This is a genomic window from Bradyrhizobium lablabi, assembly GCF_900141755.1.
GTDB lineage: Bacteria > Pseudomonadota > Alphaproteobacteria > Rhizobiales > Xanthobacteraceae > Bradyrhizobium > Bradyrhizobium lablabi_A.
This window is the reverse complement of record NZ_LT670844.1, coordinates 5,515,823-5,529,620: the sequence shown is the minus strand read 5'-3', so window position 1 is coordinate 5,529,620 and position 13,798 is coordinate 5,515,823. Positions and strand designations below refer to the sequence as shown.

Here is a 13,798-nt window from a genome sequence, read left to right as displayed (position 1 = left end):
AGATGAGTACGCTCGACACCGGCCTGACGCTGATCCGCACTGCCGCTGGCCGTGTGTCCGCGGCCAATGGCTGGATGGGGAATGCGTTCAAGGGCTGGATGCCGACCGGGCTCTATGCCCGTGCGCTCCTGATCATGATCGTACCGATGGTGGTGCTGCAGTCGGTGGTGGCGTTCGTGTTCATGGAGCGGCACTGGAACACGGTGACACGGCATTTGTCGGCAGCGGTGGTGCAGGACGTTGCCGCCCTGATCGACGTCTACAAGGATTATCCGCAGGACAAGGACCGCGCGCAGATCCGGCGCATCGCCCAGCAGCGATTGGGCCTGGTGGTCGATTTCCTGCCCGTCGGCGACATGCCGCCGCCCGGCCCAAAGCCGTTTTTCTCGCTGCTCGACCAGACGCTGTCGGTGCAGCTCGGCCGGCAAATCGGAAAACCGTTCTGGATCGATACCGTCGGCCGTTCCAATCTGGTGGAAATCCGCATCCAGCTTGATGATGCCGTGATGCGCATCTTCGCCCTGCGCAGCGCGGCCTATGCCTCCAATTCGCAGATTTTTCTGTTCTGGATGGTCGGCACCTCCTCGATCCTCTTGATCGTCGCGGTGTTGTTCCTGCGCAACCAGATCAAGCCGATCCTGCGCCTGGCGGATGCCGCCGAAAGTTTTGGCAAGGGCCGCGAGGCGCCGAATTTTCGGCCCCGCGGGGCGCGCGAAGTCCGCCGCGCGGCGCAGGCATTCCTGGAGATGAAATCGCGCATCGAGCGCTCGATCGAGCAGCGCACCGCGATGCTGGCCGGCGTCTCGCACGATCTGCGCACCATCCTGACCCGCTTCAAGCTGGAGCTGGAATTGATCGGCGACAGTCCGGAAGTCGACGGCATGCGGCGCGATGTCGACGAGATGTCCGGCATGCTGGAGGATTACCTGGCATTCGCGCGCGGCGATTCCGGCGAGCAGGCGCAGCCGACCGACATGGCGATGGCGCTGGAGGAATTGCGCAGCGACGCCGAGCGCAACGGCCACATCGCCACCGTTGCGTTTCACGGCTTGCCGGTCGTGACGGTAAAACCGGCCTCGTTCAAGCGCTGCCTCGCCAACCTCGTCTCCAACGCGGCCCGCCACGCCAATGCGATCTCGATCACCGGCCACCGCGATCACCGCTATCTGACGGTCGCCGTCGACGACGACGGCCCGGGCATTCCGGTTTCGATGCGCGAGGAAGTGTTCAAGCCGTTCCTCCGCCTCGACGACGCCCGCAACCAGGATGAGGGCGGCACCGGCTTGGGGTTAGCCATCGCCCGCGACATCGCGCGCTCGCATGGCGGCGACATCATGCTCGGCGACAGCCCGATGGGCGGCTTGCGCGCGACGGTGAGGGTGCCGGTGTGAGGGCTCCCTCGCCCCGCTCTTGCGGGGAGAGGGTTGGGGTGAGGGGCTGTTTCCGCAAATTCTGCAGATGAAGCCTCCGCGGTGAGTCCCCCTCACCCGGCGCTACGCGCGCCGACCTCTCCCCGCAAGCGGGGCGAGGTGCACCGAGTTCACAGATACGCCGGTGTTTACTTCGGCAGCAGGCCCTTGAGCTTTTCGGCGTCCTTGATGTTGAGCTTGAAGCCGCCGGGCATCACGATGTCGCCGGGTTTCTGGCCCTCCTTGCAGGCCCCTAACCATTTCGCCTCGATCGTGGTCATCGCGTCGCGGTTCATGGCGGCGGAGCCGCCTTCGCTGTGCGAGGTGGTCTTGACGGTATAGGCGGAATTGAAATCCCCGGTGATATCGGCATGCGATGTCATCGAGACGCCCGCCACGCTGCAGATGGAGTCGGTGGTGTAGCCGGTCGCGGTTGGCTGGACATCGTTCTTGGAACAGATCTGCTTCGACATCGGCGCGAACGCGGTGCTCATCTCCTTGTCGGTGGTCTCGTCGGTGCAATGCTGCATGGTCATCTCCGGCAGCGTCGAACCGGTCTTGATGATCTTCATTTCCCACAGCCCGGCCTTGCGGATCGGCAGTTCCCCCGCACCCGCCTCGGGCGGGCGCAGCAGCGCCAACGCACAAACCGCAAGACAAGATGAAACAAGCTGTCGCGTCATGCTTCGCGCTCCCGCTCGGTCGCTTCGATCGGAAAAGGATTGGGCTTTAGTATTTGGTGACCAGCGGCTGCACGTCGGTGCCATACGGCACCCAGCGGCAGGCGAAGGAAATATAGCCGCCATACTGGGGATCCACCGCCAAAAACTTCACCACCTTGCCGTATTGCGCGCAGTGCGCGACCGCGAGCTGACGGACGTCGCTCTGCTGTGCCAGCGGATAGGCGATGATGCCGCCGGTGTCGTTGCCCTTGATCGCCGGGACCCAATCGGCCCGCGCCGGCGCTCCGGCAAGCATCACCATGGCAACCAGGCTCGCGGCTCCAATCATTCGCATCGCAGACTCCATTTCGCTTTGCGGCACTCTAGAGCCCATCTGTGGCCATGAAAAGAACGGCTGACGGCGCGGAATCGAGTTAGCCGCGAGGTGTTGCCGCGCTGCACTTGATTTCGTGCGGGCTTCGCGGCACCGTCCACTTGTTGGATCATCCGGCGGAATCCCCTATGCGCGTGCCCTTCAAATCCCTCAAAAATCTCACTATTGCGGCGCTCGGTGGGCTGTTCGGCCTGCTTGCCTTTGGTGAGACGGCCCAGGCTGCCTATCCCTGGGAATTGAATTTCGGGCTGTTCGGTCCGAATTATGACGGACGGGTCAAGCCCTGCGAGGCCGCGCTTGGCACCATTACCTCACAATTCCAGGAGAAAGAGAGCACCTTCTGGAATTCGGCGCTGCAAATCACGGCCTATGGCCAGATCCATGAGACCGCGTTCCGGCCCTGGCAATCCGACATCATTCCGCGCCGTTATTGCAGCGGCGAGGTCCAGCTTAGCGACGGCAGCCTGCACAAGGTCCATTTCTCGATCATCGAGGATGGCGGTTTTGCCGGCTTCGGCCAGGGCATCGAATGGTGCGTGACCGGCCTCGACCGCAATTGGGCCTATAATCCGAGCTGCAGGGCCGCCCGGCCCTGATCTCCCACCCTGGATCGTCATGCTCCGCGAAAGCGGGGCATCCAGTACTCCAGAGGCGGTGATGATTTCTCTCGTACGCCGCGGCGTACTGGATCGTCCGCTTTCGCGGACGATGACAGAAGAGGCTCCTTTAGCCTCCGCGCATTTTTGTTCTTGAAATGTTCCGCTCGTCTGCTAGGCTACCGGCGGGTTCCGAGTAAGAGGGCCCTAGTGGGGGCGTTGGCAATGTTTCGTTTTCTGTTGGTCTGGATTGGCCGGATTTTGATCTCGTTTGGCCTGATCGCGATTGGCGTGCTGGCATTTGCGGCGCTGATCGGCCTTGCGGCGGCGGGGACGGCCTTCGCGCAGGACCGCCGGCAGAATGCGCCCGGCGAATTCGATTATTATGTGCTGTCGCTGTCATGGTCGCCCTCGTTCTGCGAGGAGGCCTCCGAGCGCGGCAATGAAGGGCGCTCCCAGGCCCAATGCGGCGGGCGGCCGTTTTCCTTCGTGGTCCACGGCCTGTGGCCGCAATATGAGCACGGCTTTCCCGAATATTGCCAGAAGCCCTCGCCGCGGCTCGACCGCAATATCATGACCTCGATGCTGGACGAGATGCCGGCGCCCGGGCTGATCTACAACGAATGGGACAAGCACGGCACCTGCTCCGGCTTAAGCCCGCGGGCCTATTTCGAGACCATCCGCAAGGCGCGCTCGGCGGTGAAGATTCCGGAAGAATATCTGCAACTATCCGAGCCGAAGACGGTCGCGCCCGATGCGATCGAGGATGCCTTCATCAAGGCCAATCCGGGCCTGAGCAATTCCGCGATCGCGGTGACCTGCAACAGGAACCGGCTCAGCGAAGTACGCATCTGCCTGAGCAAGGATCTGCAGTTCCGCTCCTGCGAGGAAATCGACCGCCGCGGCTGCCGCCGCGACCAGGTGGTGATGCCGCCGATGCGGGGCGGCTAGGGCTTTCTCCGCCGTCATTGCGAGCCAACGGGTCGCGCGAATGCGCGCCCGATGACAGGCTCCGAAGCAATCCATCGTAACGGACAAAGAATGGATTGCTTCGTCGCTGCGCTCCTCGCAATGACGTGGTAACCCCTCTGCATGAACTACCGTCACGCCTTCCATGCCGGCGGCTTTGCCGACGTCATCAAGCACATCGTCCTGGTGCGGATCCTGACCTATCTGCAGGAGAAGCCGGCCGCGTTCCGCCTCATCGACACCCACGCCGGCGCCGGAATTTACGACCTCACCTCGGAGGAAGCCCGCCGCGGCGGCGAGTGGCTGACCGGCATCGCGCGGCTGATGCAGGCGCGCTTTTCGGAGGCGACGCTGCCGCTGCTAACGCCCTATCTCGACATCGTCAGGGCTTTCAACCCTAACCGCGACTTGCACGCCTATCCCGGATCGCCCTTGATCGCCCGCGCGCTGCTGCGGCCGCAGGATCGCCTCACCGCGTGCGAAGTCGAGCCGAAGGCGCGCAAGCAGTTGATCGGCGCGCTGCGCCGCGACACCCAGGCCCGCGTGGTCGACCTCGACGGCTGGCTGGCGCTGCCGGCCTTCGTGCCGCCGAACGAGCGGCGCGGCCTGGTGCTGGTCGACCCGCCCTTTGAGGCCAAAGACGAGTTCGAACGGTTGGCCTTTGGCTTTTCGCAGGCCTTCACGAAATGGCCGACCGGCAGCTATCTGTTGTGGTATCCGGTGAAGAGCCGGCGCGCCACCGACACCCTGGCCCGCCATGTCGCAGATATCGCCGGCGCCGGCAGGCCGGCGGCAAAATGTCTGCGGCTCGAGTTCAGCGTCGCGCCGCAGGCCGAAGGCGGCGGGCTCACTTCGGCGGGGCTTTTGGTCGTCAATCCGCCGTGGACGCTGATGGGCGAACTCAAGGCCATCCTGCCCGAACTGGAAAAGCCGCTCGGCCAGGGCGGCGCCGGCCGGTTCAGGCTCGAGACGCCCAAACCTTAGTCCGGTACCGGGGCGAGTCAGGTACCGGACGCTGGCCGCGAAAAGCCCGATTTGATCGTAGGCAATTTGCCGGGAACCGTATTATGCTTAAGTCCATTAGGACCGGCTTTACGTTCCGCTTCCGCGAATGGTAGCGGCGGAGTGACAAGGCCTCAAATTTTTTAAACGGCGGATCGACGCGGTCTGATCCACCCCTGTGGCCAAGCTTTCCGGCAGCGAATTTCCGGTCGGGCCGATACGCAAAGCAAGCGCGTAGCGGCGGGAGAGCAGTACGGGGGAGGAGTTTCCCGATGGCCATGACTGGTACGGTCAAGTTCTTCAACGGAGAGCGTGGCTATGGCTTCATCAAGCCCGATGACGGCGGCCGCGATGTGTTCGTTCACATCACCGCAGTCGAGCGGGCGGGATTGAAGGACCTGACCGAAGGACAGCGCATTACCTTCGAGGTCGAACCGGACAAGAAGGGCAAAGGCCCCAAGGCGGTCAACCTGGTGATTTCATCGTAAGTGCGCGGGCTCTGATCGTATCAAAGCCGCGATCCTTGTTTTGACGCGGTTTCTTCACGCGAACCGGTACCCACTTCGCTTGAAAACGCGCTTGTTTTTGACGCGTTTTCTTCACGCGAACCGGTACCCACTTCGCTTGAAAACGCTATGGGAAAAAAATCCCGGTCGCGAACAGGCGGCCGGGAGGTTGGGATTTGAGATTTTCTTGTTGCTATCAGAAATGATAGTTGACGCCGGCGCGCACCAATCCGAACCGGTAACCGTTGGTCATGCCGGTGACGACAAAATTGCTGTCGGCGAGATCGACGTAGAGATATTCGATCTTGGCGCTCCAGTTCTGGGCAAGGCCGAACTCGGCGCCGACGCCCGCGGTCCAGCCGGCGTTGGTATGGGTTTCCGACAGGCCGAACGTCTCGGCGCGCAATTCGCCGAAGGCGAGACCGGCGGTGCCGTAGAACAGGATGTTGTTGAAGGCGTAGCCGAGGCGGCCGCGCACGGTGCCGAACCAGGGATTGGAGAACTTCCACGGCGCAAATGTATCGTCAGCGGCGGTCGCCTGGATGTCGCCTTCGACGCCGAACACGAACGAACCGGTTTGCCAGTTGTAGCCGGCCTGGACGCCGCCTTCGAAGCCCGACGGCTTGGCCGGATTGTTGAACACTGTGCCCCATTCATAGCCGAGATTGGCGCCGAGATAGGGGCCGGCCCAGCTATAGGCATTGAGCGGCTGATTGACGGTATAGGGCGCGCGCGATCCGTAGGGTAAATCGGCGGCTCGGGCATGCGCCGTCCAAGTTGCGGCGATCAACGCCGCCGCGCCCGATGCGAGCCTCTTCATCTCACTCTCCACGCAACTCACCGCGACCCGCTTTCGTGCGCGACGCCGAACGCCCGGCGACCCCCCACGCGCTTGGTTACGGAATTCCACTTTTTTCGATCAGATTTATCGAGACTTTTAAGTTAAAGCCTTGTTAAGGGCTGTTGCCGGGCGCTCCCTATTCTTAAGAAAGCGTTACCCGCGCAGCGACCATCCGGCGCCGGCGGCAGGGCCCCCGACAGCCGCCGCCACGCTGGCGATGCGCGATGCCAGCCCTTAAATGCTCCCCCGATGGATCAAGATTCGACCGATAACCCCAATTCGACCGATAGCCCCAAGCAAGCTGCCCTCAAGCCAGCTCGCCGGAACCCGGCACGGCGCGGTCCGGAACCCCTTCCCCCGCCAACCGATTGCGCGCCGCAAGGGGCGGCCGCCGCGGATATCGACCCCGCCATGGTCACGACCGACGAGGACGACGAGCCGCTTCTGCCGGAAATTTCCGAGGAACCGGCCATTGCCGTTGCCGAGGGCCCGCTGGCGGCCGGTCACGCCGCGATCGAAAGCGCGGTGCGGCTGGCCCCGACGTCGCCCGGCGTCTACCGCATGCTCAATGCGGCCAACGATGTGCTGTATGTCGGCAAGGCCAAAAACGTCCGCAAGCGGCTCGCCTCTTACGCCAGGGCCAACGCGCCGCAGCCGGCGCGCATCCTGCGCATGATTGCGGCCACGGTTTCGGTCGAGATCGTCTCGACCACGACCGAGACCGAGGCGCTGCTGCTCGAAGCCAACCTGATCAAGCAATTGCGGCCGCGCTTCAACGTGCAGCTGCGCGACGACAAATCCTTTCCCTATATCCTGATCACCGGCGATCACTGGGCGCCGCAAATCCTCAAACATCGCGGCGCGCAGACGCGGCCGGGACGTTATTTCGGGCCGTTCGCCTCCGCAGGCGCCGTCAACCGCACCATCACGGCGCTGCAGCGCGCCTTTTTGGTGCGCTCCTGCACCGACGGGTTTTTCGAAAGCCGCACTCGGCCCTGCCTGCTCTATCAGATCAAGCGCTGTGCCGGGCCGTGCACCGGCGAGATCGATTTCCCCGGCTATACGGAGCTGGTGCGCGAGGCGACTGAATTCCTGTCCGGCCGCAGCCATCTGGTAAAGCAGGAACTCGCACAGGAAATGGAAAAGGCATCCAGCGAACTCGCCTTTGAGACGGCGGCGCTGTACCGCGACCGTCTCGCGGCGTTATCGGCGATCCAGTCGCAGCAGGGCATCAATCCGCGCACAGTGGAAGAAGCCGACGTATTCGCCATCCATCAGGAGGGCGGTTATTCCTGCGTGGAAGTGTTTTTCTTCCGCACCGGACAGAACTGGGGCAACCGCGCTTATTTTCCGCGCGCGGAGAAATCCTTCACGCCGGAAGAAGTGCTGGGCTCGTTCCTGGCGCAGTTTTATGACGACAAGCCGCCGCCGAAATTGATCCTGCTGTCGCATGAGATCGAGGAAAGTGAGCTTCTTGCCAACGCGCTGTCGATCAAGGCCGGCCACAAGGTGGAAGTCTCAACGCCACGGCGCGGCGAAAAGAAAGAACTGGTCACCCACGCGCTCACCAATGCGCGCGAGGCGCTGGGGCGCAAGCTTGCCGATACCGCAACCCAAGGCCGGCTGCTGCAGGGGATGGTCACCACACTCGGGCTGCCGCATCCGCCCAAGCGCATCGAGGTCTATGACAACAGCCACATCCAGGGCACCAACGCAGTCGGCGCCATGATCGTGGCGGGGCCGGACGGATTCACCAAAAACCAGTATCGCAAGTTCAACATCAAGTCCGAAGGACTGACCCCCGGCGATGATTACGCGATGATGCGCGAGGTGCTGCAGCGGCGCTTCAAGCGGCTGTTGGCGCCTCCGAGGGAAGGCGACGCCGCCAATCCCAAAACCGATGACGATTCGTTCCCGCAATGGCCCGACCTCGTCATCATCGATGGCGGGCGGGGCCAACTCAACGCGGCGCGCGAGATTTTCGATTCTCTCGGGCTTAAGGACGTGTCGCTGTTGGCGGTGGCAAAAGGGCCGGACCGCGACGCCGGCCGCGAAACCCTGTTCATGCCGGACAAGGAGCCGATAAAACTCGAGCCGCGCGACCCGGTTTTGTATTTCATTCAGCGGCTGCGCGACGAGGCGCATCGCTTCGTGATCGGCTCGCACCGCAAGCTGCGCAAAAAGGACATACGCGAGGCCGGCTTGCAGGAGATTCCCGGCATCGGCCCGTCACGCAAACGCGCCTTGCTGCATCATTTCGGAACATTGAAGGAGATCGAGCGGGCCTCGATCGCCGATCTCGGCAGGGTTCCCGGCGTCAGTGCCGAGAGCGCGCGCAAGATTTTCGAGTTTTTCCACGCCCAGCCGGGCTGACCCGGTCCTAAAAGCAGGTTTGGAGTCATATGGGCGTCGTCTCTGCAAGATCATGTGAACCACAGTGTTGACCTTCATGCTTCAGCGGTATTGGTAAGACGGATGAACATCGCGACCACAAAGGCGGCAGCCAGAAGTTCGCTGTCCCTGCCGAATATTCTGACCTATGCCCGGATCGCCGCTATCCCGGTGGTGGTCGGCTGCATCTACGCGCAATCGATCATGGACGGCCCGCTGTGGCTGCGCTGGGTCGCGGTTGCGGTTTTCATCGCCGCCGGAGTTACCGATTTTCTCGATGGCTACTATGCGCGAATCTGGGATCAGCATTCGGCGTTCGGCCGGATGCTCGATCCGATCGCCGACAAGCTGCTGGTGGCCTCCTGCCTGTTGATGCTCGCCGCCGACGGCATCATCCACGGCTGGTCGCTGTGGGCCGCGATCGTGATCCTGTGCCGCGAGATCCTGGTGTCGGGCCTGCGCGAATATCTCGCAGGGTTGCGGGTCAGCGTGCCCGTGACAAAGCTCGCCAAATGGAAGACAACCGTGCAACTGGTCGCGATCGGCTTCCTGCTCGCGGGCGAGGCCGGCGATCTGGTGGTGCCGATCGTCACCCAGATCGGCCTGTTGCTGTTATGGATCTCGGCGATCGTCACGATCTACACCGGCTGGGATTATTTCCGCGCAGGCATTCACCACCTCATCGAGGAGGATGAGGGATGAAGGTCAAATATTTCGCCTGGGTACGCGAGCGTGTCGGCAAGGCCGAGGAAACCGTCGAGCCGCCGGCCAGCGTCCGTACCGTCGGCGATCTGATCGCCTGGCTTTCGAAACAGGGCGAGACTTACGCACACGCCTTCGAGACGCCGCGCGTGATCCGCGCCGCGATCGACCACGCCCATGTCAAGCCGGATGCGATGATCGCGGGCGCGCGCGAAATTGCGTTTTTCCCGCCGATGACCGGCGGCTAGCCAAGCAGAACCGATCGCCCTGACAGCACGACAAAGGATAGAGCCAACTCCTCCTCTCGCTCTGTCTCAGGAATGTCCAAATGACGGATCTTCGCATTTTGCGCTTGGTATCCATCCTTTTCTTGATCGGAATATTCGCGGCCCTCGCATGGGCAGACCCAGTCTCCGCCCGGCAGCTCCAGCATGTTCAGGGAACAAGCGTTTCGCTCGAGCCGATGCGGGGGTTCCAGCCTACTTCCAGCTTCGCCGGATTCATGAACCCGAACCAGGGCAGCATTCTGATCGCCGAAATGCCGGAAGCGGCCTACGCTCAGTTCGCGCAGGGCCTCGGCAATATTGAAACGGCGAAAAGCAACTTCGCGAAACGCAACGTCATCATCGACGGGCTGCAAGAGATCACCACCGCCGAAGGCGGCAAGGCGCCGCTTGTCACGGGATCGCAGACAAACGGCGGCACCATTTATGACAAGTGGATCGCGGTCTTCAAAGGGCCGCCAACGGTGCTGATCACGGTGACCTCGCCCCGCGCAAACAAATTGGACAGCGCGCAGGTCCGAGCCATGATGGAATCGGTAGTGGTTGGCCAGAAGGCGACCTTGGCCGACAAGCTCGCGGCTCTGCCGTTCAGCGCCACGCCGGCTCCGCCTTTCCGGATTCTCGACAGTCTCGCCGGCGCTGCGCTCGGTATGACGGTGGGCGACAAGGATGTGGATCCTGAGCGCACCCAGCCACAGGTGATCATCGCGTATGAACCCGCTTTGGTTGACGATCCGGCCGAACTTGAACGTAACCCCACGCCCCCTCACTCGCTGGGGAATCCCCAGATCGAATCTCGCAAGAACGTCAAATTTGCTGGTATCAGCGGGATGTTATTGAATGGTCGCTGCGACGGTGGGCGTCGCTTTCTGGAGTACCTGGCCGTGACCAAAGACCGCAAATTGATCGCCATGGTCTTCGTTGCACCGGAGCCCAGTTTCGATGGATTGAAAGAGGCCGTGGAAGCGATCGCAAGCAGCGTGGTTGTCAAGCCGAACTAGACGAGAGACAAGACACAGACCTTTTTGTTGGATTGCGATGATCTTATGACCGCCAATGTCACCATCCGTATTCAGGAAGCCGATTTCGATATCGCGAAGGAAATCGCCGCGCTGACAAAAGGCCATACCGATATCGGCGCGGTCGTGAGTTTCTCCGGCATCTGCCGCGGCAACGAAAAGGGCGAGGACATCGCCGCGCTGACACTCGAGCACTATCCCGGCATGGCGGAGGCCGAAATCGCCCGCCACGCCGAGACCGCAATGTCGCGCTGGCCGCTCAACGGGCTCACCGTCATTCACCGCGTCGGCCGCATCACCCCGGGCGAAAATATCGTGCTGGTGCTGACCGCTTCGACCCATCGGCAGGCGGCGTTTGAGGCCGCCGAGTTCATGATGGATTACCTGAAAGCCAACGCGCCATTCTGGAAGCGCGAGGAAAAGCCGACCGGAACGAGCTGGGTCGACGCGCGCGATCACGACGATGCCGCAGCCTCGCGCTGGACCAAATCCTGATGGCGAAGCGCGCCAAGGCGGTCAACAAGCGCAGCCGTGCCGCAGCGAAACTTGCCGCAGCGAAAGTTGCCGCACCGAGAGCTGCCGCATCGAAATTCGCAAACGTCGCGCCCGGCGAGCTATCGACGCCGCTCGACTTCGTCCGCTATGCGGTGAGCCGCTTCGTCGAAGCGAAACTCGTGTTCGCGCACGGCACCACCGATCCCATGGCCGAAGCAGTGTTCCTGGTCTGCGAGACCTTGCATCTTCACCCCGACCAGTTCGAGAGCTTTGCGACCGCGCGCGTCACCGCGCAGGAGGCAAAAGCCATCCTCGACGTCATCGCGCGCCGCGTCACCTCGCGGAAGCCCGCCGCTTACCTCGTCAACAAAATCTACATGCGCGGCCTGCCGTTTTATGTCGATGAGCGCGTGATCGTGCCGCGCTCTTTCATCGGCGAGCTGTTGGACTCCCACTTTGGCGGGAGCGACGAGGAAGGCGCGCTGATCGACGATCCCGCACGCGTCGAGAACGTGCTCGACCTCTGCACCGGCTCGGGCTGCCTCGCGATCCTCGCAAGCCGGCGTTTTCCCAATGCGCGCATCGACGCGGTCGACATTTCCTCTGGCGCGCTCGACGTTGCCGCCCGCAACGTCGCCGACTACGGCCTTGAAGACGTCATAACGCTGCATCGAGGCGACCTGTTCGCGCCGCTTCGTGACCGGCGTTACGACCTGATCCTTTCCAATCCGCCTTATGTCGACGCGCAGGGCATGGCCGACCTGCCGCGCGAATGCCGCGCCGAGCCAAAACTCGCCTTCGACGGCGGCGCCGACGGCCTCGATATTGTCAGACGCATCCTGAACGAGGCCCGCGCGCATCTCACGGCGGAAGGCGGGCTATTGTGCGAGATCGGCCGCGGCCGCCAGGCCCTCGATGCCGCTTTTTCGCAATTGCCGCTGCTGTGGCTCGACAGCGAGGATTCCGACGGCGAGGTGTTCTGGATCGGCGCCGCCGACCTGTGAAGGGCGGAAAAAGTGCGGCTGACGGCGTTTCCGTGGCGCGCCGAAGCTGATAGCCTCACGGCAAAGCCATCGCGCCCCAAACGCTAAAGAGGCCCCCATGCTGGACAAGAGCCCGCTTCCCCCCGCCGTCAACGTCCCCAACGACCTCGCGGCGCACTGGATGCCGTTCACCGCCAACCGCGCGTTCAAGAAGGCACCGCGGCTGCTCGCCGGCGCCAAGGACATGCATTATTTGACCGTCGACGGCCGCAACATCATCGATGCCGCCGCCGGCATGTGGTGCTGCAATGCCGGCCATGGCCGAAGCCAGATTTCCTCGGCGATCGCCAAGATTGCCGAGACGCTGGATTACGCCCCGCCGTTCCAGTTCGGCATTCCGCAGGCCTTCGAACTCGCAAGCCGCATCGCCGAACTGGCACCGGCCGGCCTCGATCACGTCTTCTTCTGCAATTCCGGTTCCGAAGCCGCCGATACCGCGCTCAAGATCGCGCTGGCCTATCATCAGATCCAGGGCCAGGGCAGCCGTATCCGGCTGATCGGCCGCGAGCGCGGCTATCACGGCGTCGGTTTTGGCGGAACTTCAGTCGGCGGCATCGTCAATAACCGCAAGATGTACGGCTCGTTGCTGACCGGCGTCGATCATCTGCCGGCGACCTACGACCGCGAGAAGCAGGCCTTCACCAAGGGTGAGCCGGAATATGGCGTGCATTTCGCGGATGAGCTGGAGCGGCTGGTCAATCTGCACGGCGCCAACACCATCGCCGCCGTGATCGTCGAGCCGATGGCGGGATCGACCGGGGTGCTGCCGGCGCCGAAGGGCTATCTCAAGCGGCTGCGCGAAATCACCCAGAAGCACGGCATTCTCTTGATCTTCGACGAGGTCATCACCGGCTACGGCCGGCTCGGTCATGCGTTCGCCGCCGAACGCTATGGCGTGGTGCCGGACATGATCACCTTCGCCAAGGGCATCACCAATGGCGCAGCACCCATGGGCGGGGTGATCGTGCGCGACACCATCCACGACGCCTTCATGGCCGGCCCGGAGCACGTCGTCGAATTGACCCACGGCTATACTTATTCGGCGCATCCTCTCGCCTGCGCGGCGGGTCTGGCGACGCTCGACATCTACCGCGACGAAAACCTGTTCGAGCGCGCGCGCAAGCTCGAGCCGAAATTCGCCGACGCCGTGATGTCGCTGAAGAACGAGCCGAACGTGGCCGATATCCGCACCGTCGGGCTCACGGCCGGCATCGACCTCGCGCCGCGCGCAGATTCGCCGGGAAAACGCGGTTTCGACGCCCTGAACAGCGCGTTCCACGACAACGACCTGATGCTGCGCATCGCCGGCGATTCGCTGGCGCTGACGCCGCCTTTGATCGTCAGCGAAGACCAGGTCGGCGAGATCGTCGAAAAGGTCGCCAAGGTGATCCGCGCGGTGGCCTAGTTCTTACCTCTCCCCGCCCTTTTGCGGGGAGAGGTCGAAATTCGAGTGCAACTCGAATTTCGGGTGAGGGGCATGGCACG

The 13,798-nt window shown here is 62.9% G+C and carries 15 protein-coding genes; 12 read left to right on the top strand and 3 right to left on the bottom strand.

Features of this window, described 5'->3' with window-relative positions:
* Positions 1 to 2 precede the first annotated feature (2 nt).
* On the top strand, positions 3 to 1,391 hold the full coding sequence (locus B5526_RS25840) for an ATP-binding protein (RefSeq protein ID WP_079542662.1): 1,389 nt from the start codon (positions 3 to 5) through the stop codon (positions 1,389 to 1,391).
* Positions 1,392 to 1,558: 167 nt separating this feature from the next.
* On the opposite strand, the gene B5526_RS25835 is transcribed toward B5526_RS25840, so the two are convergent.
* Both B5526_RS25835 and B5526_RS25830 read right to left on the bottom strand, forming a co-directional pair.
* Complete coding sequence (locus tag B5526_RS25835; protein ID WP_079542661.1) at positions 1,559 to 2,092, bottom strand: DUF3617 domain-containing protein; 534 nt, start codon at positions 2,090 to 2,092, stop codon at positions 1,559 to 1,561.
* Positions 2,093 to 2,138: 46 nt separating this feature from the next.
* On the bottom strand, positions 2,139 to 2,426 hold the full coding sequence (locus B5526_RS25830; RefSeq protein WP_079542660.1) for a hypothetical protein: 288 nt from the start codon (positions 2,424 to 2,426) through the stop codon (positions 2,139 to 2,141).
* A 167-nt stretch (positions 2,427 to 2,593) separates the two neighbouring features.
* Here B5526_RS25830 and B5526_RS25825 point away from each other — a divergent pair, with 167 nt between their 5' ends.
* From B5526_RS25825 to B5526_RS25810, 4 genes are all read left to right on the top strand, one after another.
* Positions 2,594 to 3,061 carry a hypothetical protein gene (locus tag B5526_RS25825; protein WP_079545359.1) on the top strand — a complete coding sequence of 156 codons (468 nt, stop codon included), beginning with the start codon at positions 2,594 to 2,596 and terminating at the stop codon, positions 3,059 to 3,061.
* A 225-nt stretch (positions 3,062 to 3,286) separates the two neighbouring features.
* Positions 3,287 to 4,012 carry a ribonuclease T2 family protein gene (locus tag B5526_RS25820; protein WP_079542659.1) on the top strand — a complete coding sequence of 242 codons (726 nt, stop codon included), beginning with the start codon at positions 3,287 to 3,289 and terminating at the stop codon, positions 4,010 to 4,012.
* A gap of 141 nt (positions 4,013 to 4,153) precedes the next feature.
* Positions 4,154 to 5,014: a 23S rRNA (adenine(2030)-N(6))-methyltransferase RlmJ gene (locus B5526_RS25815; RefSeq protein ID WP_079542658.1), complete on the top strand. Its 861-nt coding sequence runs from the start codon at positions 4,154 to 4,156 to the stop codon at positions 5,012 to 5,014.
* Between the two features lie 290 nt (positions 5,015 to 5,304).
* Positions 5,305 to 5,520, top strand: a complete 216-nt coding sequence (locus B5526_RS25810; RefSeq protein ID WP_028350729.1) for a cold-shock protein — start codon at positions 5,305 to 5,307, stop codon at positions 5,518 to 5,520.
* A 214-nt stretch (positions 5,521 to 5,734) separates the two neighbouring features.
* Here B5526_RS25810 and B5526_RS25805 read toward each other — a convergent pair whose 3' ends face one another.
* A complete protein-coding gene (locus B5526_RS25805; RefSeq protein ID WP_079542657.1) occupies positions 5,735 to 6,358 on the bottom strand; it encodes an outer membrane protein in 624 nt (207 codons plus the stop codon).
* Positions 6,359 to 6,628: 270 nt separating this feature from the next.
* Between B5526_RS25805 and uvrC the strand changes: the two genes are divergently transcribed.
* From uvrC to B5526_RS25770, 7 genes are all read left to right on the top strand, one after another.
* A complete protein-coding gene (uvrC, locus tag B5526_RS25800) occupies positions 6,629 to 8,752 on the top strand; it encodes an excinuclease ABC subunit UvrC (protein WP_079542656.1) in 2,124 nt (707 codons plus the stop codon).
* 102 nt (positions 8,753 to 8,854) lie between these two features.
* Positions 8,855 to 9,472 (top strand): CDP-diacylglycerol--glycerol-3-phosphate 3-phosphatidyltransferase, encoded by a 618-nt coding sequence (pgsA, locus tag B5526_RS25795; RefSeq protein ID WP_079542655.1) that lies wholly within the window; start codon positions 8,855 to 8,857, stop codon positions 9,470 to 9,472.
* Positions 9,469 to 9,720: a molybdopterin converting factor subunit 1 gene (gene moaD / locus B5526_RS25790; RefSeq protein WP_079542654.1), complete on the top strand. Its 252-nt coding sequence runs from the start codon at positions 9,469 to 9,471 to the stop codon at positions 9,718 to 9,720. The genes pgsA and moaD overlap by 4 nt, the downstream gene beginning before the upstream one ends.
* An 80-nt stretch (positions 9,721 to 9,800) precedes the next feature.
* Positions 9,801 to 10,757 (top strand): hypothetical protein, encoded by a 957-nt coding sequence (locus B5526_RS25785; protein WP_079542653.1) that lies wholly within the window; start codon positions 9,801 to 9,803, stop codon positions 10,755 to 10,757.
* Between the two features lie 45 nt (positions 10,758 to 10,802).
* On the top strand, positions 10,803 to 11,270 hold the full coding sequence (locus tag B5526_RS25780) for a molybdenum cofactor biosynthesis protein MoaE (protein WP_079542652.1): 468 nt from the start codon (positions 10,803 to 10,805) through the stop codon (positions 11,268 to 11,270).
* The gene (gene prmB / locus B5526_RS25775) at positions 11,270 to 12,274 is read left to right on the top strand and encodes a 50S ribosomal protein L3 N(5)-glutamine methyltransferase (RefSeq protein ID WP_079542651.1); all 1,005 of its coding nucleotides are present in this window, start codon (positions 11,270 to 11,272) and stop codon (positions 12,272 to 12,274) included. Before B5526_RS25780 ends, prmB begins: the two co-directional genes overlap by 1 nt.
* Before the next feature lie 97 nt (positions 12,275 to 12,371).
* A complete protein-coding gene (locus tag B5526_RS25770) occupies positions 12,372 to 13,718 on the top strand; it encodes an aspartate aminotransferase family protein (protein WP_079542650.1) in 1,347 nt (448 codons plus the stop codon).
* Positions 13,719 to 13,798 lie beyond the last annotated feature (80 nt).

Bases quoted from the DNA above. Each gene is read 5' to 3' on its own strand.
- B5526_RS25780 (WP_079542652.1), top strand. From the start codon at position 10,803: ATGACCGCCAATGTCACCATCCGTATTCAGGAAGCCGATTTCGATATC.
- B5526_RS25805 (WP_079542657.1), bottom strand. From the start codon at position 6,358: ATGAAGAGGCTCGCATCGGGCGCGGCGGCGTTGATCGCCGCAACTTGG.
- B5526_RS25840 (WP_079542662.1), top strand. From the start codon at position 3: ATGAGTACGCTCGACACCGGCCTGACGCTGATCCGCACTGCCGCTGGC.
- B5526_RS25820 (WP_079542659.1), top strand. From the start codon at position 3,287: ATGTTTCGTTTTCTGTTGGTCTGGATTGGCCGGATTTTGATCTCGTTT.
- B5526_RS25815 (WP_079542658.1), top strand. From the start codon at position 4,154: ATGAACTACCGTCACGCCTTCCATGCCGGCGGCTTTGCCGACGTCATC.
- uvrC (WP_079542656.1), top strand. From the start codon at position 6,629: ATGGATCAAGATTCGACCGATAACCCCAATTCGACCGATAGCCCCAAG.
- B5526_RS25835 (WP_079542661.1), bottom strand. From the start codon at position 2,092: ATGACGCGACAGCTTGTTTCATCTTGTCTTGCGGTTTGTGCGTTGGCG.
- B5526_RS25810 (WP_028350729.1), top strand. From the start codon at position 5,305: ATGGCCATGACTGGTACGGTCAAGTTCTTCAACGGAGAGCGTGGCTAT.
- pgsA (WP_079542655.1), top strand. From the start codon at position 8,855: ATGAACATCGCGACCACAAAGGCGGCAGCCAGAAGTTCGCTGTCCCTG.
- prmB (WP_079542651.1), top strand. From the start codon at position 11,270: ATGGCGAAGCGCGCCAAGGCGGTCAACAAGCGCAGCCGTGCCGCAGCG.
- B5526_RS25770 (WP_079542650.1), top strand. From the start codon at position 12,372: ATGCTGGACAAGAGCCCGCTTCCCCCCGCCGTCAACGTCCCCAACGAC.
- B5526_RS25785 (WP_079542653.1), top strand. From the start codon at position 9,801: ATGACGGATCTTCGCATTTTGCGCTTGGTATCCATCCTTTTCTTGATC.
- moaD (WP_079542654.1), top strand. From the start codon at position 9,469: ATGAAGGTCAAATATTTCGCCTGGGTACGCGAGCGTGTCGGCAAGGCC.
- B5526_RS25825 (WP_079545359.1), top strand. From the start codon at position 2,594: ATGCGCGTGCCCTTCAAATCCCTCAAAAATCTCACTATTGCGGCGCTC.
- B5526_RS25830 (WP_079542660.1), bottom strand. From the start codon at position 2,426: ATGCGAATGATTGGAGCCGCGAGCCTGGTTGCCATGGTGATGCTTGCC.